24 protein-coding genes are annotated in these 22155 nt (G+C 65.9%); 8 read left to right on the forward strand and 16 right to left on the reverse strand.

Translation table 11 applies throughout. From position 1 onward, the window contains the following. Nucleotides 1-100 precede the first annotated feature (100 nt). The 3 genes from L0963_RS08025 to L0963_RS08035 all read left to right on the forward strand — a co-directional run bounded on the left by L0963_RS08025 (nt 101) and on the right by L0963_RS08035 (nt 2325). Nucleotides 101-889, forward strand: coding sequence for a cyclase family protein (locus tag L0963_RS08025; RefSeq protein WP_234179084.1), 789 nt, complete (start codon nt 101-103; stop codon nt 887-889). 31 nt (nt 890-920) lie between these two features. Continuing rightward, nucleotides 921-1793 (forward strand): TauD/TfdA dioxygenase family protein, encoded by an 873-nt coding sequence (locus L0963_RS08030; protein WP_234179085.1) that lies wholly within the window; start codon nt 921-923, stop codon nt 1791-1793. A 70-nt stretch (nt 1794-1863) separates the two neighbouring features. Further along, nucleotides 1864-2325, forward strand: coding sequence for a host attachment family protein (locus tag L0963_RS08035; protein ID WP_234179086.1), 462 nt, complete (start codon nt 1864-1866; stop codon nt 2323-2325). Nucleotides 2326-2331: 6 nt separating this feature from the next. Here the strand turns inward: L0963_RS08035 and L0963_RS08040 are convergent, their stop codons facing one another. Beyond that, nucleotides 2332-2988 (reverse strand): lysoplasmalogenase, encoded by a 657-nt coding sequence (locus L0963_RS08040; protein ID WP_234179087.1) that lies wholly within the window; start codon nt 2986-2988, stop codon nt 2332-2334. A 73-nt stretch (nt 2989-3061) separates the two neighbouring features. On the opposite strand from L0963_RS08040, the gene trmFO reads away from it, so the two are divergent. Continuing rightward, entirely contained in the window at nt 3062-4411 is a 1350-nt protein-coding gene (trmFO, locus tag L0963_RS08045; RefSeq protein WP_234179121.1) for a methylenetetrahydrofolate--tRNA-(uracil(54)-C(5))-methyltransferase (FADH(2)-oxidizing) TrmFO, read from the forward strand. Between the two features lie 19 nt (nt 4412-4430). Here the strand turns inward: trmFO and L0963_RS08050 are convergent, their stop codons facing one another. Then, complete coding sequence (locus L0963_RS08050) at nt 4431-5129, reverse strand: aspartate/glutamate racemase family protein (protein WP_234179088.1); 699 nt, start codon at nt 5127-5129, stop codon at nt 4431-4433. A 199-nt stretch (nt 5130-5328) separates the two neighbouring features. Here L0963_RS08050 and L0963_RS08055 point away from each other — a divergent pair, with 199 nt between their 5' ends. Beyond that, nucleotides 5329-5676, forward strand: coding sequence for a hypothetical protein (locus L0963_RS08055; RefSeq protein ID WP_234179089.1), 348 nt, complete (start codon nt 5329-5331; stop codon nt 5674-5676). On the opposite strand, the gene L0963_RS08060 is transcribed toward L0963_RS08055, so the two are convergent. The 5 genes from L0963_RS08060 to L0963_RS08080 all read right to left on the reverse strand — a co-directional run bounded on the left by L0963_RS08060 (nt 5648) and on the right by L0963_RS08080 (nt 9607). Then, complete coding sequence (locus tag L0963_RS08060) at nt 5648-7120, reverse strand: NAD(P)(+) transhydrogenase (Re/Si-specific) subunit beta (RefSeq protein WP_217373364.1); 1473 nt, start codon at nt 7118-7120, stop codon at nt 5648-5650. The two genes, L0963_RS08055 and L0963_RS08060, sit on opposite strands and share 29 nt — an antisense overlap. Before the next feature lie 59 nt (nt 7121-7179). Beyond that, nucleotides 7180-7461, reverse strand: coding sequence for a proton-translocating transhydrogenase family protein (locus tag L0963_RS08065; RefSeq protein WP_003051219.1), 282 nt, complete (start codon nt 7459-7461; stop codon nt 7180-7182). Nucleotides 7462-7610: 149 nt separating this feature from the next. Then, nucleotides 7611-8225: a fasciclin domain-containing protein gene (locus L0963_RS08070; protein WP_234179091.1), complete on the reverse strand. Its 615-nt coding sequence runs from the start codon at nt 8223-8225 to the stop codon at nt 7611-7613. Between the two features lie 125 nt (nt 8226-8350). Further along, nucleotides 8351-9472 carry an NAD(P) transhydrogenase subunit alpha gene (locus tag L0963_RS08075; protein ID WP_062902327.1) on the reverse strand — a complete coding sequence of 374 codons (1122 nt, stop codon included), beginning with the start codon at nt 9470-9472 and terminating at the stop codon, nt 8351-8353. A 12-nt stretch (nt 9473-9484) separates the two neighbouring features. Continuing rightward, entirely contained in the window at nt 9485-9607 is a 123-nt protein-coding gene (locus L0963_RS08080; RefSeq protein WP_003051210.1) for an aa3-type cytochrome c oxidase subunit IV, read from the reverse strand. A 251-nt stretch (nt 9608-9858) separates the two neighbouring features. Here L0963_RS08080 and L0963_RS08085 point away from each other — a divergent pair, with 251 nt between their 5' ends. Further along, on the forward strand, nt 9859-11289 hold the full coding sequence (locus L0963_RS08085) for a sigma-54-dependent transcriptional regulator (protein WP_062902326.1): 1431 nt from the start codon (nt 9859-9861) through the stop codon (nt 11287-11289). Here the strand turns inward: L0963_RS08085 and L0963_RS08090 are convergent. From L0963_RS08090 to glmM, 8 genes are all read right to left on the reverse strand, one after another. Next, entirely contained in the window at nt 11286-11666 is a 381-nt protein-coding gene (locus L0963_RS08090; RefSeq protein WP_217373362.1) for a baeRF12 domain-containing protein, read from the reverse strand. The two genes, L0963_RS08085 and L0963_RS08090, sit on opposite strands and share 4 nt — an antisense overlap. 97 nt (nt 11667-11763) lie before the next feature. Further along, nucleotides 11764-12894: a dihydropteroate synthase gene (folP, locus tag L0963_RS08095; RefSeq protein WP_062902324.1), complete on the reverse strand. Its 1131-nt coding sequence runs from the start codon at nt 12892-12894 to the stop codon at nt 11764-11766. A gap of 108 nt (nt 12895-13002) precedes the next feature. Beyond that, nucleotides 13003-14142 (reverse strand): site-specific DNA-methyltransferase, encoded by a 1140-nt coding sequence (locus L0963_RS08100; RefSeq protein WP_062902323.1) that lies wholly within the window; start codon nt 14140-14142, stop codon nt 13003-13005. 237 nt (nt 14143-14379) lie between these two features. Then, nucleotides 14380-15273 carry an oxidoreductase gene (locus tag L0963_RS08105; protein WP_062902322.1) on the reverse strand — a complete coding sequence of 298 codons (894 nt, stop codon included), beginning with the start codon at nt 15271-15273 and terminating at the stop codon, nt 14380-14382. Between the two features lie 16 nt (nt 15274-15289). After that, nucleotides 15290-15847: a ribonuclease HII gene (locus tag L0963_RS08110; RefSeq protein WP_058811756.1), complete on the reverse strand. Its 558-nt coding sequence runs from the start codon at nt 15845-15847 to the stop codon at nt 15290-15292. After that, entirely contained in the window at nt 15844-16986 is a 1143-nt protein-coding gene (thiD, locus tag L0963_RS08115) for a bifunctional hydroxymethylpyrimidine kinase/phosphomethylpyrimidine kinase (RefSeq protein WP_062902320.1), read from the reverse strand. The genes L0963_RS08110 and thiD overlap by 4 nt, the downstream gene beginning before the upstream one ends. Then, nucleotides 16983-17207 carry a DUF1272 domain-containing protein gene (locus L0963_RS08120; protein WP_003051183.1) on the reverse strand — a complete coding sequence of 75 codons (225 nt, stop codon included), beginning with the start codon at nt 17205-17207 and terminating at the stop codon, nt 16983-16985. Before L0963_RS08120 ends, thiD begins: the two co-directional genes overlap by 4 nt. A 127-nt stretch (nt 17208-17334) precedes the next feature. Continuing rightward, nucleotides 17335-18675, reverse strand: coding sequence for a phosphoglucosamine mutase (gene glmM / locus L0963_RS08125; RefSeq protein WP_062902319.1), 1341 nt, complete (start codon nt 18673-18675; stop codon nt 17335-17337). Nucleotides 18676-18776: 101 nt separating this feature from the next. Here glmM and L0963_RS08130 point away from each other — a divergent pair, with 101 nt between their 5' ends. Together L0963_RS08130 and L0963_RS08135 are read left to right on the forward strand one after the other, a co-directional pair. Then, the gene (locus L0963_RS08130; RefSeq protein ID WP_326490181.1) at nt 18777-20030 is read left to right on the forward strand and encodes a dicarboxylate/amino acid:cation symporter; all 1254 of its coding nucleotides are present in this window, start codon (nt 18777-18779) and stop codon (nt 20028-20030) included. Then, the gene (locus tag L0963_RS08135) at nt 20027-21022 is read left to right on the forward strand and encodes an aldo/keto reductase (protein WP_234179093.1); all 996 of its coding nucleotides are present in this window, start codon (nt 20027-20029) and stop codon (nt 21020-21022) included. The genes L0963_RS08130 and L0963_RS08135 overlap by 4 nt, the downstream gene beginning before the upstream one ends. A gap of 639 nt (nt 21023-21661) precedes the next feature. On the opposite strand, the gene L0963_RS08140 is transcribed toward L0963_RS08135, so the two are convergent. Next, nucleotides 21662-22155 (reverse strand): IS110 family transposase (locus L0963_RS08140; RefSeq protein WP_234179095.1); only part of this gene is annotated, 494 nt, incomplete at its 5' end.

A 22155-nucleotide genomic window follows, 5' to 3' on the forward strand; every position in this document is an offset into this window, starting at 1 on the left:
CCCCTGCCCCGGTTCGGGCTTGCCACCGTTTCTAGCGGGCGTCCGACGGCGCGCAAGCCTTCGCTTGGCGCGGCGGCTTATCGGTGGCAGATTGCGGGCCATGCAGTTCATCGACCTTTCGATCCCGATCACCAACGACGTCATCTCCGACCCGCCGGTGATGCGCCCGCAAATCAGCTACATGACCCACGAGACGACGTGGGAACAGATTGCGATGTTCTTTCCGGGACTCGTGAAGGAGGACCTTCCCGATGGCGAAGGCTGGGCGGTCGAAAGCCTGACTTTGAGCACGCACAACGGCACGCATATGGATGCGCCGTGGCATTTCCATTCGACGACCGATGCGGGCGCCACGCCTGCACCCAGCATCGACGAGGCGCCGCTCGACCTCTTTTTCCGGCCCGGCGTCAAACTCGACTTTTCGGATCGTCCCGCAGGCCATGTCGTCAGCGCGGCCGAGGTGGAGGCCGAACTGGCGCGGATCGGCCACACCCTTCAGCCGTTCGACATCGTGCTCGTCCAGTCGGGCGCGATCTATGGTACCGACAATTTCACCGATCAGGGCTGCGGCATGGGTGCCGAGGCGACGCTTTATCTCACCGAGCGCGGCGTGAAGGTCGTCGGCACCGACGCGTGGAGTTGGGACGCACCGTTCAGCCACACGGCGAAACGCTGGGCCGAAACGCGCGATCCGACGATCATCTGGGAAGGCCATAAGGCAGGGCGGATCCGGCCCTATTACCAGATCGAGAAGCTGACGGGCCTTGCCGCCCTGCCCCCGACCGGCTGGACGCTGTCCTGCTTCCCGGTGAAGATCGAGCGCGCGAGCGCCGGCTGGATCCGCGCCGTCGCGCTGATCGATGGCGCACCGGTTTCGCACACCGATTGACGGCGGCGGGCGAACGGCGCAGCATCGCGCCATGGCTTTCACGATCACCCCCAGCGGTCAGGCGTGCGGCGCCGCGATCACCGGCATCGACCTGACGCAGCCGCTTTCTGCCGACGTCGTGGCCGACATCCGCGCGGCGTGGCTCGACCATCATGTCCTCGCCTTTCCCGGCCAGTCGCTGGGTGACGATGATCTGGAGCGGTTCACCCAATATTTCGGCGGCTTCGGCGACGATCCCTTCATCGCACCGGTTCCGGGGCGCCGGCACGTCATCGCGGTCAAGCGCCGCGCCGACGAAACCGCGCCGCTGTTCGCCGAAAACTGGCACAGCGATTGGAGCTTTCAGGCAAGGCCGCCCGCCGGAACCTGTCTTTACGGCATCACCATCCCGCCGATTGGCGGCAACACCGAATTTGCGAACCAGCATGCGGCTCTCGCCGCGATGCCGGACGCGCTGCGAGCCGGGATCGAGGGGCGCCGCGCGATCCACAGCGCGCGCGGCGGCTACGCCCCCTCCGGCATGTATGGCGCGAACGACAAGGGCCGCAGCATGGACATCCGCCCCGGCGAAGCGGCGATGGCGACGCAGGCCCACCCGATCATCCGCAGGCACCCCGAAACGGGCCGCGAGGGCCTGTTCGGCTGCGCCGGCTATATCATCGGGATCGAGGATATGGACGACGCGGAGGCACTGCCGCTGATCGTCGAACTGCTGCACTGGCAGGGGCGCGAGGAATTTCGCTACAGTCACAGGTGGGACGCGGGCACGCTGCTGATGTGGGACAATCGCTCGCTGCTTCACCGCGCGACCGGCGGCTATGACGGTCACGACCGCCTGCTCCACCGCACGACGATCGCTGCGTGGGACGGCGATGAGCCCGGCGCGCACCGTTCGCGCGCCTAGGGAATATCCCCGATTGGCGAATCTTCGCCGCAGACCCATGAGTTGGCTTTTCCGAGAAGGGAGCCATGGTATGACAATTCCCCACGACACGCTCGTCCTCGTCGCAGACGGTCGCAAGGCATTATTTTTGCGCAATCGCGGCGATGAGCATCAGATCGACCTGCGCACCGCATCGCATCGCGAACGCGAGGATCGTAAGGACAGCGACATCAAGACCGACGCCGCGGGCCGCTCGGGCCGCGCTCCGGCTACTGGGGCGTTTCAGGACACGATGCACGAAACGGATTTCCACCAGCAGGAGGAAGATCGCTTTGCGCGCGATCTTAGCGAAAAGGTCAACGCGATGGCGCTCGCGGGCGAATTCGACGATCTCGTCATCGTCGCGCCCGCGCGCACGATGGGCGAGTTGCGACCGCTGTGGCACAAGGAAGTGCAGCGCCGCCTCGCGGGTGAGCATGTCAAGGAAATGACCGACCGTCCGGTGTCGGATATCGAGGCGCTGCTTATCGGCGATGGGGCACCGCCCTCGTGACCGCGTCTATTCCTTGACCAGCGTCCATACGACGCCCCAGGCGATCAGCGCCTGTCCCGCAAAGTAGAGCGGCCAGACGAGCCACAGGGTGACGTCCTTCGAAAGCGCACCGCCTTCCCCGGCGAAGATGAAGAGGTCGCTCGCGAGGAACAGCATCGCGCCGATCCCGGTGCGATAGCGCGGAAAACGGCTCGTCCACGCCGCAGCCGCCATCGCCGCGACGAGCGCGGTATAGCCGACCGCCGCCGCGCCGTCGGGCGCACCGCGCGTCAGCCCCCAGGCGATGACGAGCGCCGCCGGAACGGTCAGCCAGCCGAGCCCGCGCTGCGGGGCCGACAGTGCCGGGCGCCGGTTCCGCCAGTAAAGGATGATCGCGGTGACATGCCCCGCGGCAAAGGCCAGCGCGCCGACGATCAGCCCCCTGGCGTCGAGCAGATAGTCGCCGAGCGCCCCGAAACCGAGCGCCAGCGCGATCAGGCGGCCATCGGTCCCGCGCGCGTTCGCGGCGGCCCACAAGGCGAGCAGCGCAACCCCGCTCGTCTTCCACGCCCAGATCGCGGGGCCGTGCCAATGCTGATGAACCGCGACGAAAAAGCTGACACCGCCGGCCAGCGCGAGCCACCAAATCCACCGCGCGCGATCCCGCCCCCGTTCATCGCTCATCGCCCACCCCTTTGCATCTTCCTCACAAGGCGCCTACTGCGCGGCGGATCAGGTACAAGTCAACGGATAGCGTATAGTGGCTCACGACATTCATATCATCGGCGGCGGCCTCGCGGGGTCGGAGGCGGCTTGGCAGCTTGCCGAAGCGGGCTACCGCGTACGTCTGTCCGAAATGCGCGGGGGCGGCGACATGACCCCGGCGCATCAGGGCGACACGCTCGCCGAAATGGTGTGTTCGAACAGCTTTCGCAGCGATGATGGCGACAGCAACGCCGTCGGCCTGCTCCACCGCGAGATGCGCAGCCTGGGCTCGATCATCATGCGCGAAGCCGATGCCACAAAAGTTCCCGCCGGATCGGCGCTCGCGGTCGACCGCGATCTCTTTTCGGGCGGCGTCACCAAAGCGCTTGCCGAGCATCCCAATGTCACGATCGTGCGCGAACGCGTCGACACACTGCCGACCGAGGGCATGACGATCGTCGCGACGGGACCGCTCACCGCCGCCAGCCTCGCGGAGAGCATCGGCGTCGCAACGGGGAAGGACGCGCTTGCCTTTTTCGACGCGATCGCGCCCATCGTTTACCGCGACAGCATCGACATGGACATCGCCTGGATGGCGAGCCGCTGGGACAAGGCCGGGCCGATCGGCGACGGCAAGGATTATATCAACTGCCCCATGGACAAGGATCAATATTATGCCTTCGTCCAGGGGCTGATCGACGGCGACAAGACTGAATTCAAGGACTGGGAAAAGGACACGCCCTATTTCGAGGGCTGTATGCCCATTGAGGTGATGGCCGAACGCGGCATCGAAACGCTGCGCTTCGGACCGATGAAGGGCGTCGGGCTGGACAATCCGCGCACCGGGCGCTGGCCCTATGCCGTCGTCCAGCTCCGCCAGGACAATGCGCTCGGCACCTTGTGGAATATGGTCGGCTTTCAGACCAAGCTGAAGCATGGCGCGCAGGTAGAGCTATTCCGCACCATTCCGGGGCTCGAAAAGGCCGAGTTCGCGCGGCTGGGCGGTCTTCACCGCAACAGCTTCATCCGGTCGCCCGAACTGCTCGACGGCCAGCTTCGCCTGAAATCGGCGCCGCATATCCGCTTCGCGGGTCAGATTACCGGCTGCGAAGGCTATGTCGAAAGCGCCGCGATCGGGCTTGTCGCCGCGCGCTTCGCGATCGCCGAGCTCGGCGGTCGTTCGCTACCGCCGCCGCCGCCCGAAACCGCGCTCGGTGCGCTGCTCGGCCATATCACCGGCGGCGCCGACGCCGCATCCTATCAGCCCATGAACGTCAATTTCGGGCTGTTCCCGCCGGTTGCGGAGGATGTCCGCAAGAAGGACCGCAAGCTCGCCTACACGCAGCGCGCGGGCGCGGCGCTGGCCGAGTGGATGAAAGTGGCGGACGGCGTCGCCGCGTAACGGCGCGCGCCTCCGGCAATCAGGGTGCGTCGCCCAATATCCAGTCGACACCTGCGGCGACATGGATGCGCGCCGTATCATACACCGGCAGCAGGTTCGCGTCGGGATCGACAAGCATCACCAGCTCGGTGCAGGCCAGGACGAGCGCCTGAATATCCTGCTTGGCGATGTCGGTGATGAAGGTGCGCATCGTCCGGCGCGAATCCTCGGTCACCTTGCCCTGCATCAGCTCGTCATAGATGATGCGGTCGATCTCCTCGGCGCGGCTCGCGTCATAGGGGGCGAGCGTCAGGCCGTGGCGCACGAGCCGCTGGCGGAACCAGGGTTCGGTCATGACGTTGCGGGTGCCGACCACTGCCGCCGCCTTCACGCCGTCGGCGCGCATCTTTTCGCCCGTTTCGTCGACGATATGGAGCAGCGGGATCGAAATCGCCGCGGCGACGTCGTCCGCCACCTTGTGCATCGAATTGGCCGCGATCATCAGCGCCGTCGCCCCCGCCGCCTCGAGCCGCCGCGCCGATGCGATCAGCACCTCCTTCGCATGATCCCATTGCTCGGGTGTCGAGAGCCGCGACAGATCGCAATAATTCAGGCTTTCCATCAGGATCGGCGCCGAACAGCCGGTGCCGACCCGCTTTTGCAGCCCCTTGTTGAGGTGCCGATAATATAGCTCGGTCGATGCCCAGCTCATTCCTCCGATCAAACCGATTTTGCGCATGGATGACGTCTATCCCTTCATCGTTACCCCGGCGAAGGCCGGGGTCTCGCCGTCCATTTCCGACGCGAGGTTGAGATCCAGGCCTTCGCCGGGATGACGATTCGGGTCAATGCCCCGCAGGGCTGGAGGCGGCGGGCGCGCCGCGGCATCGCACCTGCTTTTCTTTGACGCGGCCCGCCGCACGCGGCAGACCGGCGCGATGGACGCGATCCGGCACTATTTTCTGGCGCAGCTCGCCGAGCAGGAGGCCGAAGCGGCCCGGCACCTTGGCGACGGCTATTGGACCAACGGCCGCACCGGGCGCAACGTCGGGCTGGACGAGCTGCAGGCGATCGCCGCGATGAAGGCCATCGCGCTCGACCCGCGCCCCGACGATGAAGATGCGCACATCTATCTGAGCCGCTTGCTCGCCGATCTCGACGATGTCGCGAACCGCTTTCGCGCGGCCGCACCCGATCCCGACGGCTATGGCATCGCGACGATCGGTACCGTCGCGCGCCGGCTTGCCGCGTTCGGCCCTAGTGCCCGCTGCCGCTCAGCGCCTTGACGATGTCGTCGGCCATCTTCTTGGCGTCGCCGAGCAGCATCATCGTCTGGTCCATGTAGAAGACGTCGTTGTCGACGCCGGCATAGCCGACCCCGCCCATCGACCGCTTCACGAACAGCACGGTCTTCGCCTTTTCGACGTCGAGCACCGGCATGCCATAGATCGGCGACGACTTGTCGGTCTTGGCCGCCGGGTTGGTCACGTCGTTGGCGCCGATCACAAAGGCGACGTCGCATTGCGCGAATTCGCCGTTGATGTCCTCAAGCTCGAACACTTCGTCATAGGGAACATTCGCTTCGGCGAGCAGCACGTTCATATGGCCGGGCATGCGGCCCGCGACCGGATGGATCGCATATTTGACGTTCACGCCCTCTTTCTTGAGCATGTCCGACATTTCGCGCAGCGCGTGCTGCGCCTGCGCCACTGCCATGCCGTAGCCGGGAACGATGATGACATTTTCCGCCTGGCTCATCAGGAAGGCCGCGTCTTCGGCGCTGCCAGGCTTCCACGGGCGCTGTTCCTTCGAACCGCCCGCACCGCCGCCCGAATCGTCGGCGCCGAAGCCGCCGGCAATGACGCTGATGAAGCTGCGGTTCATCGCGCGGCACATGATGTACGAAAGGATCGCGCCCGACGAACCGACGAGCGCGCCGGTGATGATCATCGCGGTGTTGCCGAGCGTGAAGCCCATCGCCGCCGCGGCCCAGCCCGAATAGCTGTTGAGCATCGACACGACGACCGGCATGTCGGCGCCGCCAATCGGGATGATCAGCAGGAAACCGATCAGGAAGCTCAATGCGGTGATCGTCCAGAAAACCCACGGCGACTGGTCGGTCAGGAAATAGGCGACAAGGCCGATGATCGCGGCGAGCGTGCCGAGGTTGATGACGTGCCGCGCGGGCAGCATGATCGGGGCGCCCGACATATTGCCGTTGAGCTTCAGAAAGGCGATGACCGAGCCCGAAAAGGTGATCGCGCCGATGGCGATGCCGAGCCCCATTTCGATCCGGCTGACCGCGAAAATCTGACCCATTTCGTCGGCGATATGAAAGGCGCCGGGATTGAGGTAGGCGGCCGCGGCCACCGCGACTGCGGCAAGCCCGACGAGGCTGTGAAAGGCCGCGACAAGCTGCGGCATCGCGGTCATCGCGATCCGGCGTGCCATGACGATGCCGATGATGGCGCCGATCGCGATCGCACCCAATATCTCCGCCATCGCCGTGACATTGATCCCGACATAACTGTTCGCGGCGTCGCCGCTTTTCCACGGCGCGTGGGTAATCAGCGTCGTGACGACCGCAATCGTCATGCCGATCATGCCGAAACGGTTGCCGCGCCGTGACGATGCCGGGCTCGACAGGCCGCGCAGCGCGAGGATGAACAGGATGCCCGAGGCGAGATAGGCCAGCGCCACCCAGGGATTGATCGGTGCTACTTCGTGCATGCTAATTCCCCCGTCGGGCCATCCGTCCATGGCCCGTCAAATCCTTGGTTCGCAGCGCCTTAACGCTCTTTTTTCTTGTACATTGCGAGCATGCGCCCGGTGACCGCAAAGCCGCCGAAAATATTGATGCTCGCCATCACGACCGCGGCAAGGCCGAGCCATTTAGAGCTTGCCGAGCCCGCCGCCGCGCTGGCGATCAGCGCGCCGACGATGATGACCGACGAAATCGCGTTGGTCACGCTCATCAGCGGCGTGTGCAGCGCCGGCGTCACCGACCAGACGACGAAATAGCCGACGAAACAGGCCAGGACGAAAATCGAAAAGATGGAAATGAAATCCACGGCGCGCTCCCCTGCTGATTCCGCGTCGGCACCTCTTGCCGTGGGAGCGAAGGCCTGTCGACTCCAAAGCTGTCAAAAAGTCACGCCCGCGCATCTCCAGGCCGGAAATGGCGGGCGCTTTGTGAAATATAATTACGCGTCAGGACAATTTACATCTTTGGCAGCAGCACCGCGTCGATGACATGGACGATACCGTTCGCCTGTCCAACGTCCGCCTGCGTTACCGCGGCCTTGTTGCCGCTCGCACTCGTCAGGATGATCGCCTCGCCCGATTTGGTCGCGGTCAGATCCTGCCCGTCGAGCGTCTTGAGCACCGCCTTGCCGCCGCCCGCATCGATCTTCGCGGCGAGATCGGCGGCGGTCAGCTTGCCCGGCACGACATGATATTTGAGCACGCCGGCAAGCACCACCGTCTGCGCCGGACGCGCCCAGCCGTCGCGCGTGACCGCGGGAACCTGCGCAAAGGCGGCGTCATTGGGCGCAAACAGCGTGAAAGGCCCCGGCCCCGAGAGCGTATCGGCCAGCCCAGCCTGATTCACCGCCGCGGTCAACTGGCTCAGTATCGGAGAGGCAGCGGCATTGGCGAGGATCGTCTTGTCAGGCGCCATCGCGGCACCGCCGACCTGCGGATTGGCGCTCGCGGTTACGACATCGTTCATCGCGCCGCTTTCGGTTTCGGCCTTGGGCGGCTCGGGAGTCTTGTTGCAGCCGCCGAGCGCCAACGCCGCTACCATGGCACTCATGAACAAGCCGGATTTCGTCACCTCTGATCTCCTTGCTGAAACGGCCCGAACGGCCCCGTGCCACATCGCGCCGCACCCCGATTCGCAACGCCATTGGCGCGCGAAAGTTTCAGAAGAAAGTCAGCCGGACGCGTCCAGCGAAACGCCTACCCCAGCAGCCGCTCGTTCACGACCTTGCCGCCCTGCGTCAGCCGCACGGCATTGCCGATTTCCTCGTCGAGCACGGGCTTGCCGGCTTCCTTGTCCCAGAAGGCCGACAGGAAATTGAACAGGTTGCGGCTGAACAGCGCGCTCGTGTCGGCGGGCATCAGCGCGGCGATATTCTTTGCGCCGATCACGGTGACACCGTGGATCTGCTTCGTTTCGCCGGCCACCGAGCCTTCGACATTGCCGCCGCTTTCGGCCGCCATGTCGACGATCACGCTGCCCGTGCGCATCGTCGCGAGTTGCGCGTCCGAAATCAGCCGCGGCGCGGGGCGCCCCGGGATCAGCGCGGTGGTGATGACAATATCCTGCTTGGCGATATGTCCCGACACCAGCTCGGCCTGCGCCTTCTGATATTCGTCCGACATTTCGGTGGCATAGCCGCCCGCACCTTCGCCCTCGATCCCCGCGACGCTTTCGACGAAGATCGGCTTGGCGCCGAGGCTGAGGATCTGTTCCTTGGTCGCGGAGCGCACGTCGGTCGCGCTGACCTGCGCCCCCAGGCGCCGCGCGGTCGCGATCGCCTGGAGCCCGGCGACGCCGACGCCCATGATGAACGCCTTGGCCGCGCTGACGGTGCCGGCGGCGGTCATCATCATCGGAAAGGCGCGGCCATAGGCGTTTGCCGCCATCAGCACCGCCTTGTAGCCCGCGAGATTTGCCTGGCTGGACAGGATATCCATCGACTGCGCGCGCGTGATGCGCGGCATGAATTCCATCGCCAGCGCCTCGATGCCAAGCTTGGCATAGTCGTCAACGCGGGCGCGCTCGCCGAACGGGTTGAGCCCCGCCGCCAGCCACGCCCCGTCGGCAAAGCCCGACAGGCTCTTGGGATCGGGGCCCTGAATGCCGAGGATGATGTTCGCACCCTTCAGCACATCGGCGCGGCTGCCCAGGCTCGCCCCCGCAGCGGTGTAATCGGCGTCGGCGATCGAGGCCGTAACCCCTGCTCCGCTCTCGACGGCGACTTCAGCGCCCAGGCCGATGAATTTCTTCACCGTTTCCGGGGTCGCAGCGACACGGGTCTCGCCCGCGGCGAGGTCTTTCAGCACGGCGATGCGCATGACCGGCGCCGCTTAGGAAGAGATCAGAAGGACGACGACGACGGCGACGATCACGGTTGCGATCGTGCCGACCTTCAAAAGGCCCAGAAAGCCTTCATAGGTCTGGTTCGCCGTTTTCATATCCTGTTCCGCCATGGCCATTCCCCTTTGCCTTGTATCCGCTTGTTTCCTGCCCGCCGGCGCTGCGCCGGGCGCCCGCCAGAATCGGATATCGCGCCGGTCTTAGCCATGCGCCCCCCGATGCTCAATAGCCCGTTTTGCGCCGCGGCGCACGGCGGGCAAAAGCCTGGTGGCCTTAATCCGGCCTTTACCCATCCCGGTTACACATGGCGGCTACCGCGGACACCGGCACCCTGCGTGCCGACAAAAGGGGCAATTGGGAAGCGATGGCGAACGCGCGCGACACGCGAATGGTGATGATCGTCGACAGCGAACCGGCGCAGCAGCGATTCCTTTCGGCGCTGGTGTCGCGGGGCGGCTGGCGCAGCATCGTCGCCGCCGACACCGACACCGCGCTCGCGAAGCTCGGCACCCAGGAAGGCATGGCGCTCGACGCCGTGCTCGTCGATCAGGGCGCGCCGGGCGTGCCGATCCCCGAATTCATCGCCGAACTGCGCCGCTGGCGCCCGGCGCTGCCGCTTATCGTCATCACCATGCGCAACGGCGTCGAAGTCGCGGTTGCCGCGATGCGCGCTGGCGCGAGCGATTTCGTGCAAAAGCCCATCGCGCCCGACCGGCTGCTCGGCGCGCTCGACCGCATCGTCTCGCAGACCGGCCCGCAGGGCGAATTGCGCCCGCTCACCGAAAAGCTGCGCGCGCCGCTCGCCTTCGAAGAAATCATCGGTTCGTCGCCCAATTTCCGTAGCGCGCTGGCGATCGCCGCCAAGGCCGCGCGCGCCCGCGTGCCGGTGATGATCAACGGCAAGCCGGGCACCGGCAAGGAAGTCTTTGCCCGCGCGATCCACAGCGCCAGTCCGCGTGCGCGCGGCCCGCTGGTGATGGTCGATTGTTCGGCGGTATCGCCGGGGCTTATCGGATCGGGACTGTTCGGCCACGAACGCGGTGCCTTTCCCGGCGCCTTCGACCGGCAGGTCGGCCGGCTGGTGCAGGCCGACGGCGGCAGCATCATCATCGACCATGTCGAATGTATCCCGCTCGACACGCAGGCAAAACTCGTCGAATTTCTGAACAGCGGCGAAGTGCAGATGATCGGTGGCTCGATCCGCCAGACCGTCGACGTCCGCATCATCGCGACCAGCGCCAGCCCGCTCGACAAGCTGATCGAGGCAGGACACTTCCGCGAAGACCTGTTCTACGCGCTGTCGACCGCGCAATTCACCCTGCCCTCGCTTTCCGAACGGCGCGGCGATGTTGGGCCGCTCGCCCGCCATCTGCTCACGCGCATCGGCGGCCTGCCCGGCATGGGGCCGATCGGCATCACCGACGATGCCCTACGCCTGCTCGCCGCCTATGCCTGGCCGGGCAATGTCCGTCAGTTGCAGGACGTGCTGTTCCGCGCGGCGGTCGAAAGCAAGACCGACGTGCTGACGAGTGCCGACTTCAAGGCGATCGAAGCTGCGCTCGGTGGCAGCGTGAGCGGAGACGCCAATGTCGCGATCAACGGCGAGGCGATCGGCATCACCCTCTACCTCCCGGACGGCAATCTTCGTCCGCTCGAGGATATCGAAGCCGATGTCATCCGCCTCGCCATCGGCCATTACCGCGGCCGCATGAGCGAAGTCGCCCGCCGGCTCGGGATCGGGCGCTCGACGCTGTATCGCAAGCTCAGCGATCTGGGGATCGACACCGCGGCCTAAGCCGCGCCGATCGCCTGCTCGATCTGCGCCGTATCGGCATTGGTCAGCGTCTTGGCGAGTTCGCCGACCAGCCGCTTTTCAAGTTCGCGGTGATAATGCCCGCGCATCACGCCGAGCGTGTGCGGATCGGCAATCACGAGCAGCTTTTCGATTTCGTTGTCGAGGATGCGCTTGTTAAGAAGCGCCGCGACGCCCGCGGCGTGTCCACGCTCGTCAAGGTCGCGGGGTTCGGGCTTCGCGCCGCCACGGTTTCCGGCGTCGACCTCCGGGCTGGCCGCATCGACAAGGTTGATAAGGTCTGCATCGCCATCGTTGCGAAACAGAACGAAGCGGTTGCCGTCGGCGACGGCGACATGGGTGCCATGGGGAAGCTGCATGGAAGTCTCCTTCGGAGCCCGCAATCGGAGCGGGCCTTCAAGAAGGGGACGCATGACAGTGCTGCAGGGTTTCCTCTCCCGCGACCGATGGAGGAACTCAGGCGGTCAGCGCCGCATCCCGCAGCCCGCGCCACACCCGCAGCGCCTGCCGGTTTTCGGCCACATCATGCACCCGCAGCAACTGTGCGCCCTGCGTCGCAGCCTGATAATGAAGCGCGACTGTGCCGCCAAGGCGCTGGTCTGCAGGGGCTTCGTTGTCCAGTGCCCCGATCAGGCGCTTGCGGCTCGCCCCGAAGAGCAGCGGGCAGCCGAGGGTGTGGAAGAGCGCAAGGCCATTGATCAGCGCCAGATTGTCGGCGACCCCCTTGCCGAAGCCGATGCCCGGATCGACGATGATCTTTGCGGGGTCGATGCCCGCCGCGATGCAGTCCGCGACACGCTCGGCGAGCATGTCGTAAACGTCGAACAGGACATGCGCGTAGGTGCCGCCTTCGTGCGGATCGCTCTTTGCCGACGGCGCGTGCATCAGCACGACGGCGCAGCCTGCGCGCGCCACGACCTCCGTCGCGCGGTCGTCGTAGCGCAGCGCCGAAATATCGTTGACGATCGTCGCCCCGGCGGCGAGCGCCGCCTCCATGACCGCCGCCTTGCGCGTGTCGATCGACACCGCGGTTCCGCCGCGCGCGAGCGCCGCGACGACATTTTCCACGCGCTTGACCTCGTCGCCTTCCCAGACCAGCGGCGCGCCGGGCCGGGTCGATTCCCCGCCGACATCGACGATCGCCGCCCCTGCCGAGGCCATGGCGAAACCGGCCTCGATCGCCGCCGCCTCGTCGATTGTCTTGCCACCGTCGGAAAAACTGTCGGGCGTGACGTTGAGGATGCCCATGATCTGCGGCTCGCCGAGCCGAACTGTCCGCGCGCCCAGCGTCAGCGCGCCGCGCGGTCGTGCCGTCGCGGCCCGCTGCGCGCGCGCTGCATCGGCGAGCCGGCTGGGCATCGCGGCAATCCAGTCGTCGAGTTCGGCCACCGGCACCACCGCCGAGCGGATCATGTCATTATCGCGCAGGCTGACATGCCAGGCCGCAAACCAGATCATCGCGTCGGCAAGCCGCAGGCAATGCTTGTCAAGTTCATGCGGCCGATCGACGAAGCAGGTCGGGCGGAGGTAGACACGCGCATCCTCCCATGTCGTACCGAAGTCCGGCTTGGTGAGTGGAACGAACATGCAATCCCTTTCCCGTCGCCCCCGCGGAGGCGGGAACCGTAGTCGGCCTTCCGCGGCGCGGCAGTGCGATCTAGCCCACGGCCCCCGCCTTCGCGGGGGCGGCGAGGCCTATGCCTCGTTCGCGAGCAACCAGTCCTGCCGCACCGTGTCGATCACGCGCAATTCCTTGCCCGTATCGACGTGCCAGAATGTCCAGCCGTTGCAGCTCGGCGTGCCCTGCACGCCCGCGCCGACCTTGTGGATCGACCCCGCGGGTTGCCCCTCGCATTCCAGACTGCCGTCGACACGCACCACCGCCTTCCAGCGGCGCTTCGTATCGGTGAGCGTCGTTCCCGGTGCAATCATGCCGCATTCGACCAGCGTGCCGAAGGCGACGCGCGTTGCGGCCTTAGGCGCCATCATCGTCCGCACCGTGCTTTCGTCGAGCGGCAGCGCCATTTCGATGCGCTCCTTTGCCGCTTCGATATAGCCGTCCTCGCGTTCGATGCCGATGAAGCGGCGGCCGAGGCGCTTCGCGACCGCGCCGGTGGTTCCGGTGCCGAAAAACGGGTCGAGGATCACGTCGCCGGGGTTCGAGCAGGCGAGCAGGATGCGATACAACAGCGCCTCGGGCTTCTGGGTCGGGTGTACTTTCGTGCCGCCCTTCTTGAGCCGTTCCTGACCGCCGCAGATCGGGATGAGCCAGTCGGAGCGCATCTGAAGCTCGTCGTTGAGCGTCTTCATCGCGCGATAATTGAAGGTGTAGCGCGACTTTTCGCCCATCGAGGCCCAGATCAGCGTCTCGTGCGCATTGGTGAAGCGCGTGCCCTTGAAATTGGGCATCGGGTTCGCCTTGCGCCACACGATATCGTTCAGGATCCAATAGCCATTGTCCTGAAGCGCGGTGCCGACGCGGAAGATGTTGTGATAGCTGCCGATCACCCAGATGCTGCCATTGGGTTTCAGGATGCGCTTCGCTTCCTTGAGCCACGCATGGGTGAAACGGTCATAGGCCGCGAGACTGTCGAACTTGTCCCAATCATCGTCGACGGCGTCGACCTGGCTGCCGTCGGGACGATGCAGATCCCCGCCGAGCTGGAGGTTATAGGGCGGGTCGGCGAAGATCATGTCGACCGATGCCGCCGGCAGGCTGCGCATCATGGCGATGCAGTCGCCTTGCAGGATGCTGTCCAGTGGCAGATCGAGCGGGGCCGCTTTCGGCGTCCGCTGTTTTGCGGCCGGCGCCTTGACCCGTTCCATAACACCCATGTTTCGCCCCTGTCCTTGTCCGAAAGAAGCCCCTGATGAGTCCGGCGGAGTCCGCCGTCAAGCGCAGGATTCTAGGGATTCCGCCTCTCGAAATGGTTAACGCGCCGAGAACGAAAGGAGTCTGCCACGACATATGGAGTCTCGCGCGACTCGGGGACTCAACCACTGGTGGTGTGGCCGTCAGGACTCAGCGGCAGATTTTTTTCGATTTGGCGCCCAACCAAGCGCCATTCGTGTTCAAATTCCCGGATCGACCCCGGTGAGGTCGACCGAACGCTCCCACAATTCGCGCCCCAGCTTCGGGTCGCGCGCCGCCTTGGTCGCGCGCGCGGGTCCCGACGCGCCGCTGATCTCGCCCAGCCCCTGCGGTCCCAGATAGTCGCCGCCCTGCACATGGGCGCCGGTTGCCGCCTGCAAGGTCGGCCAGGCGCCCTGCGCCGCGCTGTTGAAGAAGGGCGTGGCCAGCGGCGTCATCGACCGCAGCGGCCACGGCAGATGGCGTGTCAGCTCGGTGAGCGCGACACCCGGATGCGCACCGATCGCCTGCGTCGCCCGCCTCGCCGCGCCCAGCCGGCGATCGAGCTCGAACATATAGGACAGATTGGCGAGCTTGCTCGCCTGATAGCGCGACCAGCCATGATAGCCGCGCCGGGCATCGAGATCGCTGAAGTCGATCGTTCCGCTCTTGTGCGCCAGGCTGGCGGTGACGACGATCCGGTCGTCGACATGACCATGTATCAAGCCGGTAAAGGCAAAGGTGCCGAGGTGATTGACCCCGAACTGCAATTCGAAGCCCTGCGCGGTCAGCGACCGCGGCGGGATCATGACGCCCGCATTGTTGACGAGGACATCGATGCGCGGCCCGGCGCGTACCACGGCCGCCGCCTCGCGAACCTGATCGAGATCGGCGAGATCGAGCCGCACGAAGGACAGGTCGGCGCCGGGAACATCGTCCGCGATGCGCGCCATTGCCGCCTCGGCGCGCGCTGCGTCGCGGCAGGCAAGCACCACCGCCGCCCCGCGCGCCGCCAGGATGCGCGCAACTTCGAAACCGATGCCGGCATTGGCGCCGGTGACGAGGAAGCGGCGACCGGTCTGCGCGGAGACATGCTCTGCCGTAAATCCGCTCATCGCCCTCTCCCGTCCGTCAGATCAGCGTCAGCTGTGCGACCGGCGCAAAGCTCGCGCGGTGGAGCGGCGTCGGCCCCAATTGCCGCAGCGCCGCCAGATGCTGCGCGGTGCCATAGCCCATATTCGTCTCCCAGCCAAAACCGGGAAAGCGGCGCGCCGCGTCGGCCATGAAGCGGTCGCGATGCTCCTTGGCGATGATGCTCGCCGCCGAAATACAAGGGTGCAGCGCATCGCCGTCGACGATCGCCTGCGCGCGCCAGCGCCATCTGGGCAGGCGATTGCCGTCGACCAGCACCTCGCCGGGCTCGACCCCCAGTGCCTCGACCGCGCGCGTCATCGCAAGGAAAGTCGCCTGCAAAATGTTGATGCTGTCGATCTCGGTCACGCTCGCTTCGCCGACGCCCCAGCGGCAACGCGCCTTGATTTCGATCTCCAGCGCGGCACGGCGCTTCGCGCTCAATTTCTTGCTGTCGTCGAGACCGTCGATCCCGTCGTCGCACAGGATCACCGCGGCCGCGACCACCGGACCCGCGAGCGGTCCGCGCCCCGCCTCGTCGACGCCGACGACGATCATATCCGCCACGGCGGATAACGCCGATATTCGCCCGCCTGATAGAGGCACAGACGATTGCCCGCGGGATCGGTCAACCGCGCCTCGCGCCAGCCCCATTCCTCGTCGCGCGGCATCTGGTCGAAGCGCGCCCCGCGCCGCGCGAGATAGGCGACCCAGGCGTCGAGCGCGCCGCTTTCCAGATAGGTGGTCGTCCCGCCCGCGTCGCCGTCGCCGACATGAATCGAGAGGGTGACGCCGTTCGCAGCCTCGAAGCGGGCATAGCCCTTTGCGTTGCTATCGACGATCTGGGTCAGCCCCATTTGTTTGTAGAAGGCCACCGAAGCCGCATAATCGGTCGCCGGCAGGGTGATCTGGTTGAGTGCAGGGCCGGTAAACAGCCCGTCGTTCCGCACCCCCTGTTGCCCCATCGGACCATGCCCCTCGCCCAATCCGGGCGCATCCATCAGCGCCAACCGCACGAAGTCGCGCGCGCGCGCCACCGCGGGCTCGAGCGGCATACCCTGCGCCAGCCCGGTCGCGATTGCGCTGGCAAGCGTGCAGCCGGTACCGTGGGTGTTCATCGTCGCGATACGCGGGGCTTCCCAGCGCGCCACTTCGCCCGCATCGGCCTCGATCAGCCGGTCGACCACGGTGTCGCCTTCGCCATGCCCGCCCTTGGCGAGCAGCGCGCAGCCATGCGCCAGCACCGCCGCCTCGCCGCCGAGCGCCGCCAGTTCGCCGAGATTGGGCGTCGCCACCGCCGCCCGGTCCAGCAGCGCCTCGAACGCGCGGATTGTGTCGGCGTCGGCAAGCACCGATCCGCTGGTGGCGACCATGACCGGGTCGAACACCACCGCGGCCCCGGCCATGTCGGGCCGGCGAAGCCGTTCGGCGACCGCCGCCGCGGTTGCCGCGCTGCCGATCATGCCGATCTTCACTGCGTCGACGCCGATGTCGGCGACGACGCTGTCGATCTGCATCAGCACCATCTCGGCCGGGATCGCGTGGACGCCCTGCACGCCCATCGTATTCTGCGCGGTGATCGCGGTGATCGCGGTCATCGCGTGGCCGCCGAGCATGGTGACGGTCTTGATATCCGCCTGAATGCCCGCACCGCCGCCGCTATCGGAGCCGGCGATAATCAGAACGCGTGCGGTCAACGCTTGAACTTTCGCTCCGTCGAAGCGGGGAATTTCGCCAGCGCAGCGCCTTCGCGCAGCGGACGGTCGAGCAGGTCGCCGCCGCAATTGGGGCAGCGTTCGTCGAGCTTGTCGGCGCAGGTCGCGCAAAAGGTGCATTCGAACGAGCAGATGAAGGCGCCGTGAATGTCCGCGGGCAAATCACGGCCGCAGCGTTCGCAATCGGGTCGCATTTCAAGCATGTACAAATTCCTTAAAAGCCGTTCGCCCTGCTCTTGTCGAAGGGGGGCCGTTCTTCCTGCTCGGTTCATAGAGAAGAGAATGGTGCTTCGACAAGCTCAGCACGAACGGGATGAGACTATTCGGTTGTCAATTCGCCGCCGCCGCGCGCACCGCGTCGCAGATCATGTCGACCACCTGTTCAACCTCACCCGCATCGTCGCCTTCGGCCATGACGCGGATGACGGGTTCGGTGCCCGAGGCCCGGATGACAAGGCGGCCGCGGCCGTCGAGCATGGTTTCACCCTCGGCGATCGCCGCCTGCACCGTCGGCGCGTCGAGCGGTTTGCCGCCGGCGAAGCGCACATTCTTCAAAAGCTGCGGGACCGGGTCGAATTGGTGGAGCAACTCGCTCGCCGGTCGTCCGGCGCGGACGAGTTCGGCAAGCAATTGAAGCGCGGCGAGCGTCCCGTCGCCCGTCGTCGCATGGTCCGACAGGATCATGTGCCCCGATTGTTCGCCGCCGACGTTGAAACCGCCCGCCTTCATCCGTTCGAGGACATAACGGTCGCCAACCTTGGTCCGCTCGAGCCGCAGCCCCTCGCTCTCGAGAAAGCGTTCGAGGCCAAGGTTCGACATCACCGTCGCGACGACGCCGCCGCCTTTGAGCCGTCCCTGCCGCGCCCAGCTCGCCCCGATCAGCGCCATGATCTGGTCGCCGTCGACGATGTTGCCCTTTTCGTCGACGACGATCAACCGGTCGGCGTCGCCGTCGAGCGCGACCCCGATGTCGGCGCCGCTCGCCACCACCGTTTCCTGAAGCAGCGCCGGCGCGGTCGATCCGCAGCGGTCGTTGATGTTGGTGCCGTTGGGTTCGACGCCGATCGCGATCACGTCGGCGCCCAGTTCCCAGAATACGGTCGGCGCGCTGTTGTAGGCGGCACCATTGGCGCAATCGAGCACCAGCTTCAGCCCGTCGAGGCGCACCGAGCCGGGCAGGCTCTGCTTTACCGCGTGAATATAGCGCCCGCGCGCGTCCTCGATCCGTTTGGCGCGGCCGATATGCGCGGGTTCGGCAAGCGCCGGCGCCGCTTCGAGCAATGCCTCGATCTGCATTTCATCGGCATCGGACAGCTTGTAGCCATCGGGCCCGAACAGTTTGATGCCATTGTCGTGGAAGGGATTGTGGCTGGCAGAGATCATCACGCCCAGATCGGCGCGCATCGACTGCGTCAGCATCGCCACTGCAGGCGTCGGCATCGGGCCGACCTGCACCACGTCCATGCCGACGCTGGTGAACCCCGCGACCAGCGCATTTTCGAGCATATAGCCCGACAAGCGCGTATCCTTGCCGATCACGACGCGATGTTTGTGCCCGCCGCGCAGGAAATGCGCGCCCGCCGCCATGCCGACGCGCATCGCCACTTCGGCGGTCATCGGCACCTTGTTGGTCAGGCCCCGGATCCCGTCGGTTCCGAAAAACTTGCGCATGCCGTCTCCGCTTCCTAATCCTCGGGGTTCACGCTCGCCCACCCCGGCAGTCCGGACGGCACTAAGTCACCCATATTTGCTTGGCAAGCAGGCCGGAGGTTTTGAACTTGAAATCGGCATGGATCATCCTGTCATCGCTGATTGCAGGCATGCTGCTCGGCATCCTGCTCGACATGGCCGCCCCGACAGCGGGCACGGCGTCGCTTCCCTATGTCGAAACCGTCGGCCTGTTGTGGCTGAAGGCGCTGACGATGACGATCATCCCGCTAATCGTCGCGCTGCTGATCACCGGCATCACTGCGACCGCAGACGCCGCGCGCGCGGGAACGCTCGCGGCGCGGTCGGTCGGCATCTTCATGGTATCGATTTTTCTCACCGGCCTGATGTCGCTGCTCGTCACGCCGCTGTTGCTCCGCCTGTTTCCGCTGTCGCAGGGCGCCGCGGCGGCGCTGCGCGGCGGGCTCGGCGGCGCGACCGAAGCGCCGCCCTCGCCGACCTTTTCGGATTTCATCCTCGGCCTGATCCCCGCCAACCCGATCGCCGCGGCGGCGGAGACGACTGTCCTGCCGCTGATCGTCTTCACCACCATCTTCGCCTTCGCCATGACGCGCATCGCCCCCGACGCGCGCGCCAGCCTGTCGGGCCTGTTCAAGGCATTGGGCGACACGATGCTCGTCGTCATCGGCTGGGTGCTTGCGCTCGCCCCGATCGGGGTGTTCGCACTCGGCTATGCGCTGGCAATCAAGGCCGGGCTCGCGGCGTTCGGCGGCCTTCTCCACTATGTGCTGATCGTCTCCGGCGTTGGCGTCTGCTGTATTCTCCTCGGCCTCGCGCTCGCCTGGCTGGTCGTCGGCGTCGCGCCGGCGCGTTTCGTCCGGGCGATGGTGCCCACGCTCGCCGTCGCGCTGTCAACGCAAAGCTCGCTCGCCAGCCTGCCCGCGATGCTCCGCGCGACCGAGGATCTGGGCGTCGATCCCAAAAAGGCCGATATCGTCCTGCCGCTCGCGGTGGCGCTCTTCCGCTTTACCAGCCCGGCGATGAACTTGGCGGTGGTCGTCTATATTGCCTGGCTGTTCGGCCTGACGCTGTCGCCGTGGACGATGGCGGTCGGCCTTGCCGTCGCGATGGCCGCGGCGCTGAGTTCGGTCAGCCTGCCCGGATCGATCAGCTATGTCACATCGATCGCGCCGATTGCCGTATCGATGGGGGTGCCCGTCGCGCCGCTGGGGCTGCTCGTCGCGGTCGAGACCTTTCCCGACATATTCCGGACATTGGGCAATGTTATCGCCGACGTCGCCGCGACCAAATATGCCGCCGACGGCGTTCGCGACGAACCAGAAGGAGAAGCAGCATGAAATATCGCAAGCTCGGCCACGGCCTCGAAGTCTCGGCGATCGGCGTCGGCTGTATGCCGATGATCAAGGGCGGCAATATCCTCTATGGCGAAGCCGCCGACATGGACGAGGCGACGCGGACGATCCACCGCGCGATCGACATGGGCGTCACCTTCTTCGACACCGCGCAAATCTATGGCCCGTTCACCAATGAAGAACTGCTCGGCGAAGCCATCAAGGGCAAGCGCGACGGTCTTGTCATCGCGACCAAGTTCGGCTTCCGCTTCGACGGCAAGCAGATCGTCGGCGTGGACGGCAGCCCCGACAACGCGCGGCGCGCCTGCGAAGGCTCGCTCCAGCGCCTTGGCATCGACACGATCGATCTCTTCTACCAGCACCGCGTCGACCCCTCGGTACCGATCGAGGAAACCGTCGGCGGGATGATGGAACTGGTCAAGGAAGGCAAGGTGCGCCACATCGCGCTATCCGAAGCCGGCCCCGAGACGCTGCGCCGCGCCGCCAAGGTCGCACCGATCACCGCCTTGCAGAGCGAATATTCGATCTGGGAGCGCGACGTGGAGGATGAAATCCTGCCGGTCTGCCGCGAGTTCGGCATCGGCTTCGTCCCCTATTCGCCGCTCGGCCGCGGGTTCCTTGCGGGCGCGGTGCGCAGCCGCGACGAGCTGCCCGAGCATGACTGGCGCCGCAACGACCCGCGCTATTCGGAGGAAAATCTGCCCGCCAACCTGCGCATCGTCGATGCGATCGGCGCAGTCGCCGACCGGCACCGCGTGTCTAAGGCGCAGGTCGGACTCGCGTGGCTGCTCGCGCAGGGCGACGACATCGTCCCCATTCCCGGCACCAAGCGCCGCGCCACGATGGAAGACAGCATGGCCGCCGCCGACCTGACCCTCAGCGCCGACGATATTGCGGCGATCGACGCAGCAGCGCCGAAGGGCGGCACCAGCGGCCCGCGCTATGGCGAACAGGGAATGCGGATGGTGCGGCTGTAGGGTTTCGGGTTTCGGCCGGAACAAGTCCCTTCGCCCCCCGCGAAGGCGGGGCCGCTGTCGGTTTACGCAGCGCCGCAAAAAAAGGCCGATTGCGGCCCCCGCCTGCGCGGGGGCGACGTTCTGAAGCAACGTCCGCTAACGACCCTGAAGCGGACACTCATGCTTCCCCCAACCCGTTCGCATCGAGCGAAGTCGAGATGCCCCTCGGACTAGGCGCCGTGTCGACGGGTGTCTCGACTTCGCTCGACACGAACGGGGAAAAAAACGGATTTCGATCACACTCCGTCATCCCGGCGAAGGGCGGGATCACCCTATCGCGGTAGCGCACCAGAAAGATCCCGGCCTTCGCCGGGATGACGAAAATGGAGGGTGGCGCTTCCCATCTGTGGACGCCCCAAAAGACGCAAGCGATTTTTGGAGGTAGTGCACATAGTCGGATGCGGCCATCTGTCCGGCCTTGCAATGCAGCATCGGAGGCTGCGGGCCCGTATGGGAGTTCGCGGACCGGAACCACATCACCCACAGCGTGCTCGCGGCACAGTGGAAAGCCCTGGTTCTTCCGGCCCCGTCTCGCCGACTGTTGTGCCATACTCTCCTTCGACCGACTACGCCTTCCGGCGACCTCTGGTCCGCCTTGGCTTACGCCGCGGCTGCGACCGGAGCTCTGTAATCCTCTCCCTTTACAAGCACGGCCCAGATGATCCGCGCTGTCTTGTTGGCAAGGGCAACCGTGACCAGCATACGCGGTTTCCTCGCCATCATCTGCTCGAGCCAGGAGCCTTGAGGCGCGCCTCGCTTGCTGGCCTGCAGGACCACCGCACTGCAACCGATGATGAGCAATCGCCGCAGTGTGCGCTCGCCCATTTTGGATATCGAGCCCAGCTTCTGCTTGCCGCCCGTCGACATCTGCCTTGGCGCCAGACCTAGCCACGCCGCAAAGTCCCGTCCCTTGGTGAAGCTTTCTGCTGGAGGCGCCAGAGCCGCCAATGCGGTGGCCGTAATCGGTCCAACCCCAGGGATCGTCATAAGCCGCCTCGCGACGGCATCCTCACGAGCCCGGCGCGCAATCTCCTTGTCGAGATCGCCGATCTTCTCGTTCAGCTCCTCCAGCAGGTCGAGCATCGTGCGGAACA

The sequence above is a fragment of the Sphingopyxis sp. NFH-91 genome, from assembly GCF_021401285.1.
GTDB lineage: Bacteria > Pseudomonadota > Alphaproteobacteria > Sphingomonadales > Sphingomonadaceae > Sphingopyxis > Sphingopyxis terrae_A.

Excerpts from the sequence above, each read along its gene's own strand:
- L0963_RS08050 (WP_234179088.1), bottom strand. The coding sequence starts at position 5,129 with ATGCGCAAAATCGGTTTGATCGGAGGAATGAGCTGGGCATCGACCGAG.
- folP (WP_062902324.1), bottom strand. The coding sequence starts at position 12,894 with ATGTTCGTTCCACTCACCAAGCCGGACTTCGGTACGACATGGGAGGAT.
- L0963_RS08135 (WP_234179093.1), top strand. The coding sequence starts at position 20,027 with ATGAAATATCGCAAGCTCGGCCACGGCCTCGAAGTCTCGGCGATCGGC.
- glmM (WP_062902319.1), bottom strand. The coding sequence starts at position 18,675 with ATGCGCAAGTTTTTCGGAACCGACGGGATCCGGGGCCTGACCAACAAG.
- L0963_RS08025 (WP_234179084.1), top strand. The coding sequence starts at position 101 with ATGCAGTTCATCGACCTTTCGATCCCGATCACCAACGACGTCATCTCC.
- L0963_RS08105 (WP_062902322.1), bottom strand. The coding sequence starts at position 15,273 with ATGAGCGGATTTACGGCAGAGCATGTCTCCGCGCAGACCGGTCGCCGC.
- L0963_RS08120 (WP_003051183.1), bottom strand. The coding sequence starts at position 17,207 with ATGCTTGAAATGCGACCCGATTGCGAACGCTGCGGCCGTGATTTGCCC.
- L0963_RS08030 (WP_234179085.1), top strand. The coding sequence starts at position 921 with ATGGCTTTCACGATCACCCCCAGCGGTCAGGCGTGCGGCGCCGCGATC.
- L0963_RS08110 (WP_058811756.1), bottom strand. The coding sequence starts at position 15,847 with ATGATCGTCGTCGGCGTCGACGAGGCGGGGCGCGGACCGCTCGCGGGT.
- L0963_RS08090 (WP_217373362.1), bottom strand. The coding sequence starts at position 11,666 with ATGCAGCTTCCCCATGGCACCCATGTCGCCGTCGCCGACGGCAACCGC.
- L0963_RS08060 (WP_217373364.1), bottom strand. The coding sequence starts at position 7,120 with ATGCACGAAGTAGCACCGATCAATCCCTGGGTGGCGCTGGCCTATCTC.
- L0963_RS08075 (WP_062902327.1), bottom strand. The coding sequence starts at position 9,472 with ATGCGCATCGCCGTGCTGAAAGACCTCGCCGCGGGCGAGACCCGTGTC.
- L0963_RS08100 (WP_062902323.1), bottom strand. The coding sequence starts at position 14,142 with ATGGGTGTTATGGAACGGGTCAAGGCGCCGGCCGCAAAACAGCGGACG.
- L0963_RS08055 (WP_234179089.1), top strand. The coding sequence starts at position 5,329 with ATGGACGCGATCCGGCACTATTTTCTGGCGCAGCTCGCCGAGCAGGAG.
- L0963_RS08040 (WP_234179087.1), bottom strand. The coding sequence starts at position 2,988 with ATGAGCGATGAACGGGGGCGGGATCGCGCGCGGTGGATTTGGTGGCTC.
- L0963_RS08080 (WP_003051210.1), bottom strand. The coding sequence starts at position 9,607 with ATGGCGGAACAGGATATGAAAACGGCGAACCAGACCTATGAAGGCTTT.
- L0963_RS08085 (WP_062902326.1), top strand. The coding sequence starts at position 9,859 with ATGGCGAACGCGCGCGACACGCGAATGGTGATGATCGTCGACAGCGAA.
- L0963_RS08035 (WP_234179086.1), top strand. The coding sequence starts at position 1,864 with ATGACAATTCCCCACGACACGCTCGTCCTCGTCGCAGACGGTCGCAAG.